Genomic DNA, 20331 nt, shown 5'->3' on the forward strand with positions numbered 1-20331 from the left:
GTGAGACGATGAAGACGATGTCAGCAGCCAATCCGTCCTCCGACCAGCCCGCACAGCCGGGCGAAACACCATCCGGTGTGACGCCTGCCAGCGAGGCAGCCTCCAGTGCCGCGCAGCCCGGCGAGGCCCGTTCCAGCGCCATCATGGCGGCCGGAACCCTCGTTTCGCGTTTTCTGGGCTTCGGCAAGACCTGGATGCTGGGCGCCGCCCTCGGCTTGGGCTCCACAGTCACTGACACTTTCATCAACGCCAACAACCTGCCCAACCTGATCTTCCTTCTGGTAGCTGGCGGCGTCTTCAATGCGGTGCTGGTGCCACAGATCATCAAAGCGAGCAAGGCCCCGGACAGGGGAGCGGACTACATCAGCAGGCTGCTCACGCTGGCCGTCCTGGTGCTGATGTCCCTGACCCTGCTCGTCACCCTGTTTGCACCGGCCGTTATTGAACTCACAACGCAGGGCTACTCGCCGCAGCAGAAGTCGCTGGCCGTTGCCTTCGCCTTCTGGTGCCTGCCGCAGATTTTCTTCTACGGCCTGTATGCCCTGCTCACCCAGGTCCTCAATGCCAATGGCGCGTTTGGACCTGCCATGTGGGCGCCCATTCTGAACAACATCGTGGCCATCGCGGGCCTCGGCATGTTCATATGGATTTTCGGCGCCAACACGACCAATCCGCATTCGCTGGACAACTGGGGCGGGTCCCAGACGTTTTATGTCGCCGGTTTCTCCACGATCGGCGTGGTTGCCCAGACCGCCATTCTGCTGGTTCCCGTGTTCCGGCTGAAGCTGGGACTGCGTCCGCGGTTCGGCTGGCGCGGCGTGGGACTCGGCCACGCCGCAAGACTGAGCGTGTGGACGCTCTTGACGGCCGCCGTCGGGCAGCTCGCCTTCCTGTACGTAATGCGCATCGCCACCATTCCCGGTACCGAGCGGCTTCGCCTCGAGAAGGCGGGTGACCATGGCACAGCCGCCATGCTGCCCGGCAACGCCGTGCTCGAGGTGGCCAGCCAGCTGTACCTGCTGCCGCACTCGATCATCGCGCTCTCCCTGGCCACCGTGCTGTTCAACAGGATGACCAGGGCTTCCCAGGATGGGAACCGTGCGGAGCTCCGCGATGCCCTGTCCCACGGCCTGCGGACCATGGCCGTGGCGACCGTTTTCGGAGCCTTGGCGCTTTTCGCCCTGGCGGGTCCGTTGGGCATGTTTTTCTCCGGCGGTCGCCCCACGGACGGTGTCCTGCTGGCGCAGACCCTCACCATCCTGGCGCTCAGCACCCCGTTCATGAGCGCCAACTTCATGATGTCCCGGGTCTTTTACGCGAACGAGGACGCGCGCACGCCGTTCTACATCCAGCTGGTGCTGGCCCTGGTTAATGTCGTGGCCGCGTTCTTCATCCAGTTCCTGCCGTTCGACCAGATCATTTTCGCCATCGCCGTCCTATACACCGCAGGGAACATCCTCTCGGTGGTCGTCTCCGCCATCTTCCTCCGCCGGCTGCTGGGACACCTGGACGGTCCGCGGATCATCAACTCATACATCCGCATGGGCTACGCCGCCCTCGGCTCGGCCATTGCCGGCGTGGGGGCACTGTGGCTCATGGGCAGCTACAGCCCGGTCGGCTTCGCCTGGAGCAGCCGGCCCGCCGCCCTGGTGACCATCGTCGTCGTCGGGCCTGTCATGCTTGCCGCGTACCTGGTGCTGCTGAAGCTGTTCCGGGTCACCGAGCTGCGCGACCTGCTGCGGCCGCTGCTGGGGCGGCTGGGCCGCGGTTCCGGCGCACCGGCGGCTGCTCCGCCTGCCCGTGCAACCGCGGGGGCTTCGGCTGCCGGAGCGTCCCCTGGCACTGCCTCGAGGCGGCGTCCGACGCCGGAACGCGCCACGGTCTCTTCGGACACCGGCCTGATTCCCCGGATTTCCGGCGAGTTCGATTCTGCCTCCTTCCGTGTCGGGCCTACGCCCCGGCCGGAACCGGAAGATTACGACGGCGCCGCTTACCTTCCTGAGGAGGACGTCCCCGGGACAGCCCGAGGGAACGTCCTGCGCGGGGAGATCCCGCTCCCTGGCCGCCGGACCTATCAGGGGACCCCCGGCCAGAACCCGCATTTCCCGTCGCGGCGGCGGAAGAAAAAGTAGCCTGGACGGGAGTCGGCCAGCCCCGTCTTCCGCGGCCGTTGCACAGCATCGGCTAGGATCGAGGGGAACAAGGGTAGTTGCAGACCAAGGGGTCCGCCGGCGCGCCGGAGGCCTTCTCCGGCGATGCATCGCCAGGGCCAGAAGCAATTCCCGGACAGGCTAGGAGGAACACGTGTCCCACCCGATCGATGTCGGATCAGTACTTGGCGGCCGCTACAAGGTCACGGCCACAGTGCTGAGTTCGCATGACCAGGATCTGGTGCTGGACGGTGTGGACCAGGTGCTGAACCGTCCGGTCAGCATCCTGGTGGCCGGCCCGTACAACGCTGACCAGGTAGCCCAAAGCGCCCGCGAAGTGGCCACGGGAGAGCGCCCGGGAAACGTGCAGATCCTGGACCTCGGAGTCAGCGACGCAACGACGTATCTGATCACCAACCACACCTCGGCCGCTGACCTGCTGGACCTCGTGGTTGCCTCAAACCCGCCCTACGTAGAGCCGTTCTTCACGGACACCCTGGGCAGCGAGATCTTCGGCCAGGCCCGCTCCTACGAACCCGAAGCCTACGACGACGAAGACGAGGTCGAAGCCGGGTACATCAACTACAACGAAGGCCAGTCACGGCCGGACGGGCAGTACCCTGCCACCGCGCCGGCCCCCGCCGCCAGCCGGTCCAGCCACGGGGCAGCGGCTCCGCAGGGGCTGGGGCAGCAGGCTCCTGCGCAGGCACCCACAGCGCCGGCGCGGAAGGCTCCTGTCGTGCCGCCGCTTCCTTCGGCCCGTCCCGCCGCGGGTGCCGGTGCCGCAGGTGCCGCAGCCGCGGGTGTGGCTGGCGCAGGTGCCGCCGCCGCGGGGGTGGCTGGGTCGCGGAGCAACAGGCAGGGCGTCCCGGAGACCACTGCGCCGCAGCCGATTCAGCCGGATCAGGGCTACGAGCAGGACGCCGCGCAGCATAACAACGTTGAGCAGGCACTTCTGCAGCGCGACAACAACCGCCCCGGAAACGCCGCACGAGGTGCCGCGGGCGCACGTGCAGCGGCCGCCGGTGCCGCCGCCGCTTCGGGTGACGGCCATAACTCATCCAAGGTGTCGCTGTGGTCCGAAAACGACTATGACTACGTCCCCGAAGACGAGTACGACGACGAGGGCACCAACGCGCACGAGCAGGACCGCCGTGCAGGCAATTTCCCTGCCGTTGCCCGCACCGGCACTGCTCCCGCTGCCGACTATTACGGCGATGAAGACGACGAGCCACAGAAGGAACCGCGTTCCATGCGGTGGCTTGTCGGTGGCCTTCTCGCGGCCGTACTGATCGTCGGGCTCATCTTCGCCGTGACCAACCTCGGCAGCCTCTTCAAGAGCGCACCGCAAACGGAAGCGACCCCCGGAGCCACCGCACCGCCGTCGGCTGCCACCGAGCCGAGTGCCGGAACGCCGACCAAGAGCACCGCTCCGGCGGCAGGGCCGCCGGCCATCGAGGGGATCACCCGCCAGGGCAACTTTGATTTCGCTGCGACGTACGACGACGACCTCGGCAAGGCGTTCGACGGAAATGCGGCCAGCTACTGGTCAGACATGGAGTTTGCTACCGAGGACTGGGGCGGCCTTGCTCCCGAGGGTGTCCCGCTGGTGGTCAAGCTCAAGAGCCCGTCCCAGGTCTCCTCGATCACTCTGAACCAGCTGGGTGCCTCGGGCGGAAGCATCACGGTCTACACCAACGACCGCCCGGCGCTCGACGGTGCTAAGCAGGTGGGAACCAACAGCTTCACCTCGCCTGACCTCACCATGCCGCTGGCCGAACCGGTGACCGCGCAGTACGTCATCATCTCGATCAAGAACCTGCCCAAGCTTGCTGCTCCGAAGACCCGCTTTGGTTACGGCCTGCGGCTCGCGGAGATCAAGGTCCAGTAGGGTCACTGCCGTTCAGCAGTCACGTTCCTCCCGGGCGTAACCGGCATGCCCTGGGGTCGCCGGAGGCGGTACCCTTGTGGAAAGTCCCGTGGCGGTGTGTCCGTGCAGGCACGGGCGTTCTCGCCTGCCTCCAAACACGTTTGGAATATTCCGCACTGCCAATCAGTTGTGCCATGTGGCCGGCCGGAAGGCTGGCGCATCGACAAAGGAAGAGGTTCACCGTTCAGTGAGCACCGCAGAAAACAGCGCGTCAGAAGTACGTGATGTCATCATCGTCGGCTCCGGCCCCGCAGGTTACACGGCCGCCGTGTACACGGCCCGCGCCAACCTGAAGCCGCTGCTGCTGGCTGGCTCCGTTACCGCGGGCGGTGAGCTCATGAACACCACGGATGTCGAGAACTACCCGGGCTTCCCGGAGGGCATCATGGGTCCGGACCTGATGGAGAACTTCGAAAAGCAGGCTGCCCGCTTCGGCACCGAGATCCAGTTCGAGGACGTCACAGCCTTGGATCTCGACGGCGACATCAAGACGGTCACGATCGCAACGGGGGAGACCTTCCGCGCCCGCGCCATCATTCTTTCCACCGGCTCGGCGTATCGTGAACTCGGCCTGGCCAACGAAAAGCGGCTCTCGGGCCACGGTGTCAGCTGGTGTGCAACCTGCGACGGTTTCTTCTTCAAGGACCAGGACATCGCAGTGATCGGCGGCGGCGACTCTGCCATGGAGGAAGCACTCTTCCTCACCAAGTTCGCCAAGTCCGTGACCGTGGTGCACCGCCGCGACACGCTGAAGGCGTCCAAAATCATGGGTGACCGCGCGCAGGCCCACGAGAAGATCAGCTTCGTGTGGAACACCGCCGTCGAGGACGTCCTCGGCGGAGACAAAGTCACCGGCCTGAAGCTGAAGAACCTGGTCGACGGCACCGAGTCCGAGCTCGCCGTGACCGGCGTCTTCGTGGCGATAGGCAACGATCCGCGCACAGAGCTCATCAAGGACAGCCTCGAGATCACGGACGCCGGAACCATCGCCGTCGAGGGCCGCAGCTCCCGCACCAGCATCAAGGGAGTCTTCGCCGCCGGCGACGTCGTGGACCCGACCTACCGCCAGGCGATCACTGCATCAGGCTCCGGCTGTGTTGCAGCGATCGACGTCGAGCACTACCTCGCAGACCTTCACGCCTGACCGGCGCTGAAAAATCATTCGAAGAGAGAGACAAGGGTTATGAGCAACGCAAAAGACGTAACTGACGCGAGCTTCAGCACTGATGTACTCGCCGCTGACAAGCCGGTAATCGTTGACTTCTGGGCCGAATGGTGCGGTCCGTGCCGGAAACTGGGTCCCATCCTGGATGAGATCTCGGTGGAGTACGGCGAGAAGGTCAATGTCGTCAAGGTGAACGTCGATGACAACCCGGCCATCGCCGCGGAGTACGGCATCACCTCCATTCCCGCCGTGTACCTGTTCCAGGGCGGCGAAGTGAAGAGCACAGTCATCGGTGCCAAGCCGAAGCAGTTCTTCGAGAAGGAATTCGCGGACGTTCTGTCCTAAGCCACATCAGGCCTTGACGGGAAACCTGACAGGCAACGCCGGCGATGCGTACAACGGTGGCCATCACTCTCAGGGGAGTGGTGGCCACCTTTTTGTTCCTCTGCTGGGTCTCGTGCACGATGACACCTGCAGCTCAGCGACGGCGTCATCACCAGCAGGGGAGGCCGAAGGCCCCAGCCAGTCCAGCCTTACAGCCGTCCGGTCCAGCGTAGGCCGATACGCTCGTGCCGCAGACTTCAATCCCGAGTCCAATCCGGGGGCCCAGTGCAGGCATGCTCACAAGTGGAGCCAAACTTCGAGGCAGTTGGGCTAAACGAACCTCTTTCGATTTCTTTCTCGCTGTATTTTCACCCAGAATCCATCCGACGACACCGAAGCGTGGTGCGAGCAACCTTTGACCCGCAGACACCCTCCAGAACCGCCGCATCTTGGCTGATGACCTTTTCAGATCGGGTGCATTCGATGTCCTTCGGAGCTAGCCGAAACCAGTTCCTCCGAGGCGCCCGCCCAGTGGCAATGTTTCACGTGAAACTAGCGGGCTGAGCGACTGGATCTGGGATCTGGGCCACGACGTGCCCCATTCGCGTACAGGGCCGCCGGCGTGGGCCGCCATTGTGGGGTTTGCCAGAAAAAAACGACCCATCTCAGTAACAGTCCACGTTCATGCCGGCACTACGCGCACCCCGCGCACGTTTCGCAAAGCATTGGGAACGACTGTCTCCGCAACAGCGCGTCCGCAAGGGACTTCTGGTGATGCCCACCAGTCATTACCGGCAGCGCCATGAACGACACGAACTACCCCTGAAGGCGCCCCGCAATGTACTGACAAATCGAACTCCGGGCCTTCACTTAGGCGCGGTCCCCTTCTTGGCGCAGCCGCTCGGACCGCGGCGCATGGTGCCGGCTACAGCACCGGCGGATATAACAGCGTCTCCTGGGAACCCGAAAGCCCTCGGCGAACGCCTTGCTGGGAGCCCTTTGAGGCAGGTGTGTTTCACGTGAAACACACCGCACCGACCGTAGCAGTCCTGAGCAGTCCCCTACCCGACTATCCATCCAGTTGCCCGCCATAAACAGACAGCACCGGCCCGCGGCTGGACACATCAGGGCGTACCCTGAGCCCTCAGCGCACCCCTCTATCCGCAGCGTTTGGGGCGTCCCCGCCTGACTCCGACCCAGTCTTGCGCGGGGGCTATAGAACGCCCGCCTCCGGCGGGCGGGCGGTTCAGATTGTCACAGATCTCCAATAGCCACCAGATGCCCCATGTTCCGATCGCGTGATTTCCGAAATCCGGCATGGGAAGCGAATGAGTGGCGAATGCGACAAATCCGCTGCGTGGACGGATATTCAACGCAAATCGCTAGTCAAAGCAAGCACCCGATCCGCCTGCACACTCACCTACCCAGAAACTGAAGAAGGCTCACCAAGAACTGGAGGATTCTTCAGGAGATTCTTCGTGGGTGCAGAGGGTGCCTCCCTTCGGCCAGCCTGCGGCGACACTAATCGATTCACCTGCACCCGGGCCACGCACTCAATGCACCATGGGCACGTAGCGGAACATACGCCCGCGTCAGAGAGCATCAAGGAAGAACAGAGCCATCTGCCGAACTCAATCGCGGCCAGGAAGTAGGTAGGCGTGTGCGCTTGGGCGGACTAACGAATATAGCGCCGGAGGAGACCAGCTTTCGCTCGAACCACTCCAATTGCTTGGAGACTGTCATCGGAGCCTGACATGCCGCCCGCCAGGACAGCATAGACAATGAAGGGGTTGTGTTCCGCGAAGATGCCGTGTGCTTCTGTACGCAACGTGGTCAAGTAGTCACCTCTGGGGCGGCCAACCGCGCTATCCTGCAGGGTCGGCCCTGTGCAGCACCGGCAGTGTTTAGCCGAGACGCAAGTTCTCATTTCAGGTGAAACACGAACAATCTTGGCGGGTCGCATGCCACCACTATCCCGTAAGGGTGTTTCACGTGAAACAGTGCGTGGCAGTGCCAGTCGGGCTTCGGCATGCCTACGGGCGAGTAGCCATACTCGCGAAAACGTTCCACAACAGTGCTCGGGGCATCCTCGTCATCGATCCGCTCCTCAAACTCAGTCCTGGCCCCGCCAAGTCGGGGCAAGCGTACGTGCAGGCCTTCATTCACATTCCACGGGGCTCCAATCTGCAGGCTGCCACCTGCCACATTCACCGAACGGGCACCTCACCGAGGACGGAGACCAATGCATGCAGCGAAGCTGCATGCATTGCAGCGGCCAGCTACTTCGAAGAACTGCCCGTAGCGCGGAGAACCACAGGGCTAGGCTCGTACTCAACGTTTCACGTGAAACTAGCGGAAGAAATGGGCGCACCGCAACAAGACGATCCGCACGCCAAGCACCACCATGGCTCGGAGCCCTCGCTTTCACGGTCATGCTCGTCCCGGCACTGAGCGTTTACCTGGCTGGTCCGAAAAACGCAGGCGAAGACGTCACGGATGGGGAAGGACCACGAAGTGCTGAGTACGGCTTCGCCGTACGGTCACAAGCACTCTTGACCGGCGAACGGTGCATAGCGCTGCACGGCCCCCAACTCGCGACCGCTTCGAGTCGACCGCTGTGCCCGTCCACTCAAGAGGTCCTATACCGCGTCCTGCCAGGCCCGCTCGGGCCTCCACGTCATCACACGTCAAACCTGCTCACGTCTTCATAGTCACCGGCCCCGACGGCTGTTGAAGGACGACCGATACCGACAGAGCCGTCGGTGACCCCGCACGGTGGCATCCGAAGCAACCAGCTCATCCGGCGATGGTCCGTACTCAGCCTCGAAGGCGAAATGAGAAGGGCCGGCATCTCTCAACGTCCGGCAGGTGGACGCGACGCCGCATGCATCCGAAGGGTGGCAAACCTGGGCGACTCCAGTCTGAGGCCACAGCATCCTCACCCCGGCACAGGGCAGCAGAAACAATCGCTGGACCACGGCACCAACGTCGCGGTTGGTGACCGACACTAATGTACAGGCACCGACTCCAGCATGGAAGCGGACGATGGTCGCCCCAGGGCCTGCATCGTGGTTAGGGGCTTTCACCCCCGGCCTCCAGGAAACGACCAAGCTCCGGGCCGTGGGCCCTGAGCACGTGGAACCGAGGGGCTTCGGCTACCGCCCGTATGTAAGGGCACTACTCCATGGTGCGCTCTCCACGCCGGCCCGCTGGCCCGATCGCCGAATTCCATACCCTGCCCCGGAGGCCAACGCGCCAGTTGGAGCCCCTACGGCAAAGTTCATGCAACCGTGCACTGGAATACCAGCGGCCTATCGAGCTTTGATCAGATCAAGGGCGCGCCACGACCTGCTTGCGGGAGAGGTGGTTCAGCGTGCGCCGCACGCACTGTCCACCCGGCGTCGGGGCTAGATGGTGAATCCGGAGTCGTGCCTTCTCGGGCGACCAGGCACCATGAGGGATGGCTCGGGATCGGACATCTCCGTTGTGGCTTCTCCCAAAACCGGTCCGAGGGCCCCTGCGGAACCCACGGAATGGCAGACCTGAAGCGAATCAAGGGGCCTTCATGTGCCGATGTATTGAGACTCACAATGACATTATTCACAGACTTATCCACAACGGAATCCACAGCCTTATCCACAGCCCGCTGCGCTGTGCTGTGGATTACGAGGGGGCGTCTATGAGGAAATTCACAGCGTGACTTGTCCCGGGCGCGCGCTCCGCGGAGTTGCGCCGTACGATTCCATATGGTCGTCCGGACGACGATCCACTGAAACTGTGCGTCAGGAAAGGGGATAGGAAACCTATTGGGCTCGTTGAATGACTGCAAGAGCCGCCCTAAGTGCTGGAGCGCACCGGCGCGCTGGTACTGATGCGCCGTTTCACGTGAAACATCCGCAGCAGGAACCTACGAGAGCGGGCATCACCCACGCCCGACCGGACCCACTGACCTGGTCAACTCGGCCGCGGACTGCGTCATATCCCCAGCTTTACCCACAGGGTTATCCACAGCCTTATCCACCGGCTTATCACCAGTGGAGAGAGCCGGGAAAGCCGGTGGGAACCTGTGGATTCCCCGGCACTCGGACGGCTCTCGCCAATGTCATGCGCTCGAGTCAGGCAGCTTGAACGGTGGACCAGCTACCTTGCTGTCGGCACCCCTTGGTGCTATAACAGTGACTCTGGGGCCGCCGACCGAGAACCAGTGCAGCCCTCGGGTCGGGTAAAGGCAAATCCAATACGACGGAGCCCGCCACGCGGCTCTGGCAATTGGGCGCCCCCACTGGACTTCTGTAGGGGTAGGGACGAACGCCCGGCAGGCTGGTGAGGACATTCAGTCCGCGGATTCGATGCAGGCCGAATGCGATCCCACAACCGGACCACTATCGCAGCCAGGCATAACCCGGAGATTTCGGCGTTGCTCTGATGCTGCCTGACGGCGGACGCATACGGGGGATTCGGTCGAATTGGAAACGGCCCCGCACGCCAATGCGCCGCGCTAATGAGTTGCCGAGCGTCAATGAGTTGCCGAGCGTCAATGAGTTGCCGAGACGGAGCGGCCCCACAGTCGACTTCTGGGAGGCGCTAGGTTCTCCGCCTGGACAGCTAGTCGAAGCGCGTTGCCAGTGATAGGGACGTTTCACGTGAAACGCTGGGTGGCCGAACTACGAGAGAGGAGCGGCTGGACTCTCAGAACAGGCGCGCTTCCTGGCGCAGGCAGCGGTCAGCGGATTGCGACGGAAGTCGGCCTGGCGCTAGATATCTTCCAAGTGGTTAGACGCTGCCTTGCAGGCTTTGCGCGATGATCGCGTACACGGTGGGCAGACGAAAGAAGATCTGAGGAGCACCCGCTGGTCTTGGAGGGAGCCATCTACGACACGATTTGTCACTGTCGTGCAGGCTTCGTGCGGTGATCGCATACACGGGGGAGACGGACAAAAACAGAACGCTACGAGCACCGGTGGAGCTTGGCACCGGCCATATTCGAAACGACATATCCTTACGCTGCCGCCCCCTCACGACGATCCCGTACACGGGGCAGGCGAACAATGGCAGAACCCAGAGGAGCATCCGCGGAACCTGCCTGTTGCGCCACTGTTCATCGAAACCTCTGAGGTATCGGATCGAGCCCGGATCCGTGTCGGGATCCTGCTCACAAGGGCTCCGTCCGACCCCCGGTTGGTTGCCACCCCCGACACCCCTGACAATCGAGCGCTCGGCCTCCGTGCCCTTTTGCCAGCCCGGCCTGCAGCTCTTCGCATGGGGCCTTAGGAGGACCACAGAAGCATCCTAAGAGCCTCCGATGGACGTCAGTACCCTGCGCCACTGCATGCGCGCTTTGGCTTAGCGTCATCGCGTCCGATACTCGGCAAATTCAATGCCGGCATGAGGCACTGAAAATGCTGGCCGCCTGCACGGAGGAATTCACATTCGTGGCACGGTCAATGGCGTTGCTTAGGGGTCTGCCGTTCGCTTGTTTCACGTGAAACGGGGCGCCTGAAGGACTCTCAACTGAAAGGTGCAACGCGCGACGCTGACGTTTCACGTGAAACGGGTGCCCGGGGCGTGATGCCCCTACGCTCGTCACGGCACCGCACAACCAGGGCAAGAGCTACTCCGCAGGTACAAACGAGGTAACCCGAGTCGCTAGACCCAGAACCAAGAAACAGTCAGCTGCACAGCCTGCAGCCGCCGCAACCGTGGGTTGCACACTGGGGACATGGGGCGTTCCCAAACAATGTGGGAGGCGTGCCTGACGAGCAGAGTTGTGGCAGCCTCGGCCACAAGTGGGCGATAAGTTCACGGCCAAACGTGAGTGGGAAGCAGGGACACAGCCAGTGTAGGTAACTCTATCGCCGCGGTGTAGAACACCCAGCTAACAAGAGCGCATCCGCGCCTTGGCGCGCTGGCCACGGTAACACCGGAGAAACAGCCGCGGCAATAGCGTCACGATTTCCCAGAATCAGGTCCGGCGTTTAGCCGGATAGGGCGATAAGTCCGGGCGGAGTTTCACGTGAAACAGGACCAGGCACTGGAAGGCAACATCACACTGAAACCGACGGCCATGCACCGCATCGCACTGCACCGAAACCGTCACTTTGCACGTCAGGACCATAAGGCACGCATGCTTGCGTCCGCGAGTTTCCCACACGCCAGAACTCGAAGCCAAACCGGCCGCCGGATGAAAAGCAAAGCCTTCTGCCATCCAGCTTTACGCGGTGTGCACGGATGCGAGCGGCTGCCGGTCAACGGTGGCGCGCCCGCGCCTCCGCCTCCGGATGATAGTGGCAGCCCAGGACGGCGCCAGCGGCCCCTCTAAGGGGGCTTTGAGCGCGCCAGCGCCGAATAGGCCGGGCTGGCGTCCAGTCTTCACGCGCGCAAAGCGCATAAGACGTGCTAGAGCCCACATTAGCGGCGACTCACGGACTTGCTACAACGGCAATTAGTAGGAGCCATAGCGGCCGAGACAAATGGAGCCGCCACGAAACTCCCGGAATAGGCGGGCACGACACATACAGCGAGTTCTAGCTGACCGCATTCGCGTTCAAGCACCGAAACTTTTCGTTGCGGCACTCCTGCAGACAGCACATGTTCTGCGCGCAACCAGGAACGCCTTTCAAAGAGGCCCCTTGAGCCCCACCGTTGGTCCATAGGCCGGCGCCGCCAACAGCCCATCAGAAGTCAACTCACCAGGGCCGACCACCCTGAGCAGCAGTCCAGTAGCCCCTAGCCGGCGTGCAATCCAGCCAGGATCCGCACACAGGAATAGAAAAGGGCCCGTTCATCTGAACGGACCCCAATCTTCAACTAATACCTTAGTTGTCGGCCCCCGGTGCGAGGACGTCCATGATGCGGTTGAGGTCTTCAACACTCGCGAACTCAATGCTCACGCGGCCCTTGCGCGCTCCGAGCGAGATCTTCACGTTGGTGTCGAGCCTGTCCGAGAGCGAGGAGGCCAGGTAATCCAGACGTTCGTGTCGTGCACCCGGGCGGGGGATGTTGTTCTTGGCCGGTGTCGCGGGTTCACGGTGCAGTGTGACGGCTTCCTCTGTGGCACGGACCGACATGCCTTCAGCCACAATCTTCTGGGCAAGGCGTTCCATGGCCGCTGCATCAGGAAGCGAGAGGAGAGCCCGGGCGTGCCCGGCCGAGAGCACATTGGCTGCTACACGACGTTGGACCAGCGGGGGGAGCTTCAACAGCCGTAGAGTGTTGGATACCTGGGGGCGTGAACGTCCGATGCGGTCAGCCAACTGCTCGTGCGTTGTGCCAAAGTCCTCCAGCAGCTGCTGGTACGCGGCTGCCTCTTCGAGCGGATTCAGCTGGCTGCGGTGCAGGTTCTCCAGAAGCGCGTCACGAAGCAGGTCATCATCCGTCGTGTCACGGACAATCGCCGGGATCGTGGAGAGTCCGGCGGCCTGAACTGCCCGCCACCGACGCTCACCCATTACCAGCTCGTACGGTTCTCCACCCTTTTCGGTTGAAGTACGCACCACGATTGGCTGGAGGACGCCTATTTCTCGAACAGAGTGAACAAGCTCCGCCATGTCGTCCTCATCGAAGACGGTACGCGGTTGTTTGCGGTTGGGATGGATGTCAGTAACCGGGATTTCGGCAAAACGGACGCCAGGCACCTCGACGAGTTCGACGTCGTTATCCAGGACAGCAGCGACGCCTGCTTTTTGCGCGCCGGCGACAGCCGGGGCCGAATCTCCATCGTTCCGAGGCTCAGCCACTGCGGATGTGTCTTGGCGAATGGCCTCGGACTTCTCAGCATCCTCGGCGGACTTGGCCGCACCAGCATTCCTGCCGGCATCCGCGCCGGCACCCGAAGCGACACCCCGAGGATCGGCAGTCCTGGCCGTGGACTTGGCAGGAGAGGGCTTCGCCGCATCCGAGTCGCCCGCTTCGGCCGAGTCCGGAGCTTCAGCCGCAGCCTTCAGGCCGGACCGGCGCGCCGGCGCTTCGTCGAGGACTGACTCGTCCGAATCTACGGCAGGGACGGGTTCAGCCGCCTTGCGCGCCTCCGGGAAGAAGAGATCCACAGGGCGCGACGGAGCTGCTCCGTTACCCGAAGCGCCTGCGGAAGCGGAACTTGGAATGAGTGCGCCAAGACCGCGACCGAGCCCGCGTCGCTTATCGCTCATGGATGATTCCCTCCATCGGAAGAGCCCGGCTATGCCGGGCTCCGGCTGTTGCTGTGTTTGGAAAATTCTAACGCTCAGCGATTTCCGCTGCGGCTTCCAGGTAGGACAACGCGCCGCTGGAGGATGGATCGTAGGTCATGACAGTCTGCTGGTAGCTCGGCGCCTCGGAGATCCGCACGGAGCGCGGGACCACAGCGCCCAGCACCTGGTCCGGGAAGTGCTGCCGGACTTCAGCGGCGACCTGCGCGGCCAGGTTCGTCCGGCCGTCGTACATGGTCAGCAGAATGGTGGAGACTTCCAGATCAGCATTCAAATGCTTCTGGATCATCTCGATGTTTTTCAGCAGCTGGCTCAGGCCCTCGAGTGCGTAATACTCGCACTGGATGGGGATGAGTACCTCTCCGGCCGCGCAGAAGGCATTGACCGTCAGCAGTCCCAGGCTGGGCGGGCAGTCAATGAAGATGTAGTCCAGCCGCTGCTCGCCCTTCTTCTGCCGGGCTTTGGCATAGACGTCAATGGCACGGCGGAGGCGCTGCTCCCGTGCGACCAGCGAGACCAGCTCGATCTCAGCGCCGGCCAGGTGAATGGTGGCAGGAGCGCAAATGAGGTTGCTGATGTCGGGGCAGGGAGCAACGACGTCTTCCAACGGCAAGTCGTTGATCAGCACATCGTAGATGCTGTCGACGTCTGCATGGTGCTCAATGCCCAGAGCTGTGGACGCGTTGCCCTGCGGGTCGATGTCGATGACCAGGACGTTCAGGCCGGCCGCTGCCAGCGCCGCAGCGATGTTGACAGTGGTTGTGGTTTTACCCACCCCGCCCTTTTGGTTTGAAACGGTGAAGATTCGCGTCTTCTCCGGTTTCGGCAGATTGCGGCCGAGGAGCCGCTCACGCCGCCTGTTCTCGTGCGCGAGTTCCCGTGCGATGGGGCTCGAGTCATCCAGGGTGTCCAAGACGTTGCCGCGGGCGGCAGTTTCACGTGAAACCTTAGCGGCACCCGTGCCTGCAACCGGATTGAACTGATTTGCCGTTGTAGCGACCGGTGATACGCCAAAGGCACGCGCCGACCCCAGGGACACAAACGGGGGGATCCGCTGCGTGGAGGTTTCGCTACTGGTCACTGGGACACACTCACTCTCGTTCGGCTTTCACTGCCGTTCTCTAGCCTAACCGCTACACCCAAAGGACCCGCGGCACCTTGCGGGGCTAGGCGCTCTTTTGGGTCTTCTTAACTACGATCCGAACTACCGTGGTGGGCTCCTCGAGCAGGTCCTGGCCTACGGTGACCACCGAGGTCTCCACGCCGCCAAGCTTGCGAATGGCGTTGGCTGCCTTCTCGATCTCCTCGGCGGCACTGCGGCCCTTGATAGCCACGACTTCACCCTCACCGCCAAGCAGCGGAATGGTAAGGCCTGCAAGGTTGCTCAAGGCGGACACTGCCCGGGCGGTCACGACGTCGGCCGTCACCATCCCAACGGCAAGTTCAGCACGCGTGCGCATGACCGTGACATTACTCAAACCCAGATCGTCAACCACTTCCTGCAGCCAGATCACCCGGCGTTCCAGCGGTTCGATGAGGGTCAGTTCGAGGTCAGGACGGGCGATGGCCAGGCAGAGTCCCGGCAGGCCGGCGCCGCTTCCGACGTCGGCCACGTGGCTGCCCTGGGGAATTACACTTTCGATCACCGCACAGTTCAGGACATGGCGTCCCCAAAGCCTGGGGATTTCCCGCGGACCGATGAGTCCGCGCTCGGTCCCGGACGTCGCCAGGTGTTCGACATACCGTTCAGCCAGGCCCAGGCGGTCGCCGAAGATCTTCTCCGCCGCCTGCCGCTCGGCAGCCGTCATTTCAACCATCAGTAAGTCAGCCAACGGCTCAGTCGGCGGAAACGACGATGTGCCGGCCTGCACCCTCGCCCTCGGACTCGCTGACGAAGCCCAGGTCGGCAACGGCATCGTGGACGATCTTCCGCTCGTAGGCGCTCATGGGCTCCAGCGCGACGGCCTCGCCGGTTTCCTTGACCGTAGCGACGGCGTCCTCAGCGATCTTCTGCAGGTGGCCCGCGCGTTCCTTGCGGTAGCCGTTGATGTCGAGCACCAGGCGTGAACGGTTTTCCGTCGCGGAAAGAACGGAAAGCCGGGTCAGTTCCTGAAGGGCTTCGAGCACCTCACCGTCGCGTCCCACGAGGCTCTCCAGCCCGGCGGACTCTTCCTCGGTCACGATCGAGATGTAGGTGCGTCCGTTCCGGACCTCAATGTCAATGTCGCCGTCGATGTCGGCAATGTCGAGCAGTTCCTCAAGGTAGTCGGCGGCTACGTCGCCCTCTTCTTCCAGGCGGCTTGCCGACGTGCCTTTGGCCGCGTTCACGGTACCGGCAGTGGAGTCCTGGTCTTCGCTGGCCTCAGCGGAAAGTGCGTGTTCAGAGCTCTCAACAGACATTACTTCTTCTTCCTGTTCTTACGTTGTGGCTGAGTGCGCTGCGTCCGGGCCTGCGCAACAGCAGCGGCGGCAGCTGCTTCGGCTTCGGCGTCGGCCTTCTTGCCACCCAGGATGGGAAGGGCCGGAAGGCCCTTGGCGGCACGGCGCTCGGCGAGGGCCTTGGCGGCGGGGGATCCCGGCGTCGGCATGCGGCGGATGACAAAGAACTGCTGGCCCATGGTCCACAGGTTGGTGGTGGTCCAGTAGATCAGGACACCGATGGGGAAGTTGATGCCGCCCACGCCGAAGACGATGGGCAGGATGTACAGCATCATCTTCTGCTGGCGCATGAACGGGCTGGCCATGGCCTCTTCGGACATGTTCTTCGCCATGATCTGCTTCTGCGTGATGAACTGCGAGGCCGTCATGGCCAGGATCATCACGATGGAGAGGATCCACACCGCAACCACGTTGCCGCCAATAGGCGTGCCGTGAAGCAGGGTCGCTGAAAGCGGAGCGCCGAAAATGCTGGACTTGTCGAACTGAACCACCTGTTCGTGGCTCATGGCTCCGATGCCCTGTCCGCTGGTGGCAGCCCCGGTAATCCCGGAAAGCACCTGGAACAGCGCAAAGAAGAACGGCATCTGGATGAGCATCGGGAGGCAGGCCGAGAACGGGTTGGTGCCGTGCTTCTTGTACAGGGCCATCTGCTCCTGCGCCATGGCCTGGCGGGAAAGCTGGTCGGTCTTGCCCTTGTACTTGTCCTGCATCTTCTTCAGGTCGGGCTGCAGCAGCTGCATCCCTCGCTGTGCCTTGATCTGCTTGACGAACACGGGGATCAGGGCTGCACGGATGACCAGCACCAGCCCGATGATGGACAGCGTCCAGGTCCAGCCGTTCGCGGCCGGCAGGCCAATGAAGCTCAATCCGTCATGGAAGCCGACCATAATGACTGAGACCAGCCATTTGAACGGGGCCATGATTGTTCCAAAGAAGTCCATACGATTTCCCTATTCGTCAGGCCGCAGCGCGGCCTTCTCCATCAGTCTGAGCAGCCAGGTACTTGTCCGGATTGTTCAGCACAACAATTGTGGGGGTCTGGTTTTCAGGCCATTCCCGGTGGCCGGCGGGGACATGGTCCACGCCACCGGCGTTCCACGGGTGGCAGCGTGCCAGGCGCCTGGCCGCGAGCCAGCTGCCCTTGACAGCGCCGTGGACGGTGACTGCTTCAAGCGCATAGGCCGAGCACGAGGGAAAGAAGCGGCAGACCTGGCCGTACAAGGGCGAAACCACCTTGCGGTAGGCCAGAAGCAGAAGAATGAGGATACTGCGGGGCAGGTTCCAGATGAAGCTGCCCGCGGCCGCTGCTGCGGACTTGGGGGAATGGACGACGGCGGCAGTCGGGTCAAGCACGCTGTGTCCCTTCCTGTGTTGTTGCGTCCTGTGGCGTTCCAGCTGGCCGTTTTCCAGTCACTGCCGGAAGGCGGCCAGCCAGCCGCCTCATGGTGTTTTCCAAAGCGGCGTTGTAATCCGCCAGGAGTTCATCCCAGCTGGCTGTTGCCGAGGCGGGCAAAGCACGCACCACAATAGCGAATCCGGTGCCGTACTCGCGCAGCGAGACAGCGCCGGCTTCTCTAAGTCTCCTCTTAACGAGGTTCCTGGCAACAGCGTTCCCGACAGCTTTGGAAACGATGAAGCCGATGCGGCTGGGTTCGTCGGCTCCAATAGTTGCCGTATATAACACTACGTTCCGGCGTCCATTGCGGACGCCGGAACGTACAGTTGTTGAAAAATCGGTTGAAGTCCTCAGGCGGTTCCGGGTGGCAAGCACCGCTAATCTCGCAGAAGGAAGAAGACCGACAAGTCAGTATTTAGGCCGACAGTTCGGTGCGACCCTTGCCACGGCGGGCGGCCAGAATGGCACGGCCGGCACGGGTGCGCATACGAAGGCGGAAGCCGTGCTTCTTGGCCCGACGGCGGTTATTCGGCTGAAAAGTCCGCTTGCTCACGTTAGTTACTCCAGTGGATCAAAGGTGCGCCCACCCGATCAGTAAGGGGAAGAACTGGCCGACGCTAAGTTTTGTATGTGTCTGCTTCCCCTGAATTTCCCGGAACACGCGGAGCGTCCGGAAGTCCAAAATGGGTTCAGAAAGCAGGCACAAAGGACTCCACAACGTTAGGGCAAAACGCCGCAGGGAGTCAAACCAGCAAGCCACCCGCCGTGTTTCCCCAGCTGTGGCTAACGGGGTGCCGAACCTGTGGATGAAGCAGCTCACAATGGCCGTTTTCGAACCACAACGGTGTAATTATCCACAAGGCACTTCCCAGCTATCTTCTAGGCTTTTCATCCCCTAGAGTGTCCCAGTAGCCGATTATCCACGGACTGTGCATAACCCTGTGGATTAAGCCGGGCCAGGACCCTGGTTCCGGGCTTGCGGTTGCATGTAATGCAGGCAGCAAGCTTTGAGGAACCAAATTTGATGACAGTAGACGAAGCCAACCACGCCAACACTGTCGGAAGTTCCTGGCGGCGCGTGGTGAATCTTCTCGAACAGGACGACCGCGTTTCGCCCCGGCAACGCGGCTTTGTCATCCTCGCGCAGGCCCAGGGCCTCATCGGTTCCACCCTTCTCGTTGCAGTGCCGAACGAACTGACCCGGGAAGTGCTCCAGACCCAGGTCAAGGACGCTCTCGATGACGCGCTCCGCAACGTCTTCTCGGACGACATCCGCTGCGCGATCGACGTCGACACCGATCTGGTGCCCATCCACAAAGAGCCGGAACCCGCCGTCGAGCTTTCCCTCGCAAACGATCCCTCCGTTGAGCTGAAGCCCCAGCCCATGCTGCCGAGCACTTCGCACGAATTCGGCCGCCTCAACCCCAAGTACGTTTTCGACACCTTCGTGATCGGATCTTCCAACCGGTTTGCCCATGCCGCCGCCGTCGCCGTGGCAGAAGCCCCTGCCAAGGCCTACAACCCGCTGTTCATCTATGGCGACTCGGGTCTGGGTAAGACCCACCTGCTGCACGCCATCGGCCATTACGCCCGGCGCCTTTACAGCGGGATCCGCGTCCGGTACGTCAACTCCGAGGAATTCACCAACGACTTCATCAACTCGATCCGTGACGATGAAGGCGCCAGCTTCAAGACGACGTACCGCAACGTCGACGTCCTCCTGATCGATGACATCCAGTTCCTGGCCGGCAAGGACCGGACGCTGGAGGAGTTCTTCCACACCTTCAACTCGCTGCACAACAACAACAAGCAGGTGGTCATCACCTCGGACCAGCCGCCCAAGCTGCTGGCAGGTTTCGAGGACCGGATGAAGTCCCGCTTCGAGTGGGGCCTGCTGACGGACATCCAGCCGCCTGAGCTGGAAACCCGCATCGCCATCCTCCGGAAGAAGGCCCTCAGCGAAGGCCTCTCCGCCCCGGACGACGCGTTGGAGTACATCGCTTCGAAGATCGCCAGCAACATCCGCGAACTCGAAGGCGCCCTCATCCGCGTCACGGCATTCGCCAGCCTCAACCGCCAGCCGGTGGACGTCGCTCTCGCCGAGATGGTGCTCAAGGACCTCATCACCGACGACGGCGCCCAGGAAATCACGTCGGCCCAGATCCTGCAGCAGACGGCGGACTACTTCAAGCTCAGCATGGAGGAGCTCTGCAGCAAGTCCCGGACCCGGACGCTGGTGACGGCACGGCAGATCGCCATGTACCTGTGCCGCGAACTGACCGACATGTCGCTGCCGAAGATCGGCCAGGAGCTAGGCGGACGCGACCACACCACCGTGATCCACGCCGACCGCAAGATCCGTGAACTCATGGCCGAGCGTCGTGTGATTTACAACCAGGTCACCGAGCTCACCAACCGGATCAAGCAGCAGCAGCGCGACTCCTGATCCAAGGTTCTTTACCTTATTAACAGGTGCGTGTGGATAACCCTGTGGACAGTTAAGGGGACAACCGCGGTTAATGGGCTTAAAACCCTTAAGGCGTCTGTGGATCACGGAACCGGGCCAAAATCTTGTCAACATCCACAGCCTGTTTAAAACGTGCCGAACCCACAGTCCATGAACAGGGCTTAACCGCGGATCCGAGCCGTGAAACCGACTTATCCACAGTTTCCACAGCAGTTATTAACACTACTAATCCCAAAAAATCGAATTCCCTCAAACAACAATCTCCTTCCGCGAC

General features: G+C 62.4%; 13 protein-coding genes. 5 read left to right on the forward strand and 8 right to left on the reverse strand.

The genetic code is table 11. The features are described 5' to 3' along the window. The first annotated feature begins 17 nt into the window (after nucleotides 1-17). From murJ to trxA, 4 genes are all read left to right on the forward strand, one after another. Entirely contained in the window at nucleotides 18-2132 is a 2115-nt protein-coding gene (murJ, locus tag QFZ23_RS01030; RefSeq protein WP_306920112.1) for a murein biosynthesis integral membrane protein MurJ, read from the forward strand. Between the two features lie 172 nt (nucleotides 2133-2304). Continuing rightward, nucleotides 2305-4041, forward strand: coding sequence for an ABC transporter substrate-binding protein (locus tag QFZ23_RS01035; protein ID WP_306920113.1), 1737 nt, complete (start codon nucleotides 2305-2307; stop codon nucleotides 4039-4041). 226 nt (nucleotides 4042-4267) lie between these two features. Beyond that, nucleotides 4268-5224 (forward strand): thioredoxin-disulfide reductase, encoded by a 957-nt coding sequence (gene trxB / locus QFZ23_RS01040; RefSeq protein ID WP_306920114.1) that lies wholly within the window; start codon nucleotides 4268-4270, stop codon nucleotides 5222-5224. 39 nt (nucleotides 5225-5263) lie between these two features. Continuing rightward, nucleotides 5264-5590 (forward strand): thioredoxin, encoded by a 327-nt coding sequence (gene trxA / locus QFZ23_RS01045; RefSeq protein ID WP_003800194.1) that lies wholly within the window; start codon nucleotides 5264-5266, stop codon nucleotides 5588-5590. 6794 nt (nucleotides 5591-12384) lie between these two features. On the opposite strand, the gene QFZ23_RS01050 is transcribed toward trxA, so the two are convergent. The 8 genes from QFZ23_RS01050 to rpmH form a co-directional block, all read right to left on the reverse strand. After that, entirely contained in the window at nucleotides 12385-13716 is a 1332-nt protein-coding gene (locus tag QFZ23_RS01050) for a ParB/RepB/Spo0J family partition protein (protein WP_306920115.1), read from the reverse strand. A 67-nt stretch (nucleotides 13717-13783) separates the two neighbouring features. After that, nucleotides 13784-14836 (reverse strand): ParA family protein, encoded by a 1053-nt coding sequence (locus QFZ23_RS01055; protein WP_306920116.1) that lies wholly within the window; start codon nucleotides 14834-14836, stop codon nucleotides 13784-13786. Nucleotides 14837-14921: 85 nt separating this feature from the next. Then, entirely contained in the window at nucleotides 14922-15572 is a 651-nt protein-coding gene (rsmG, locus tag QFZ23_RS01060) for a 16S rRNA (guanine(527)-N(7))-methyltransferase RsmG (RefSeq protein ID WP_306926594.1), read from the reverse strand. Nucleotides 15573-15591: 19 nt separating this feature from the next. Then, on the reverse strand, nucleotides 15592-16155 hold the full coding sequence (locus tag QFZ23_RS01065) for a Jag family protein (protein ID WP_306920117.1): 564 nt from the start codon (nucleotides 16153-16155) through the stop codon (nucleotides 15592-15594). Further along, nucleotides 16155-17135 (reverse strand): membrane protein insertase YidC, encoded by a 981-nt coding sequence (gene yidC, locus QFZ23_RS01070; RefSeq protein ID WP_306920118.1) that lies wholly within the window; start codon nucleotides 17133-17135, stop codon nucleotides 16155-16157. Before yidC ends, QFZ23_RS01065 begins: the two co-directional genes overlap by 1 nt. A gap of 16 nt (nucleotides 17136-17151) precedes the next feature. After that, nucleotides 17152-17547 (reverse strand): membrane protein insertion efficiency factor YidD, encoded by a 396-nt coding sequence (gene yidD, locus QFZ23_RS01075; RefSeq protein ID WP_306920119.1) that lies wholly within the window; start codon nucleotides 17545-17547, stop codon nucleotides 17152-17154. Continuing rightward, nucleotides 17540-17965 (reverse strand): ribonuclease P protein component, encoded by a 426-nt coding sequence (gene rnpA / locus QFZ23_RS01080; RefSeq protein ID WP_306920120.1) that lies wholly within the window; start codon nucleotides 17963-17965, stop codon nucleotides 17540-17542. Before rnpA ends, yidD begins: the two co-directional genes overlap by 8 nt. A gap of 40 nt (nucleotides 17966-18005) precedes the next feature. Next, nucleotides 18006-18143 (reverse strand): 50S ribosomal protein L34, encoded by a 138-nt coding sequence (rpmH, locus tag QFZ23_RS01085; RefSeq protein ID WP_003800212.1) that lies wholly within the window; start codon nucleotides 18141-18143, stop codon nucleotides 18006-18008. Nucleotides 18144-18614: 471 nt separating this feature from the next. Between rpmH and dnaA the strand changes: the two genes are divergently transcribed. Further along, the gene (gene dnaA / locus QFZ23_RS01090) at nucleotides 18615-20036 is read left to right on the forward strand and encodes a chromosomal replication initiator protein DnaA (protein ID WP_306920121.1); all 1422 of its coding nucleotides are present in this window, start codon (nucleotides 18615-18617) and stop codon (nucleotides 20034-20036) included. Nucleotides 20037-20331: the final 295 nt, after the last annotated feature.

Origin of the sequence: Arthrobacter globiformis, assembly GCF_030818015.1 — a bacterium.
GTDB classification, from domain to species: domain Bacteria; phylum Actinomycetota; class Actinomycetes; order Actinomycetales; family Micrococcaceae; genus Arthrobacter; species Arthrobacter globiformis_C.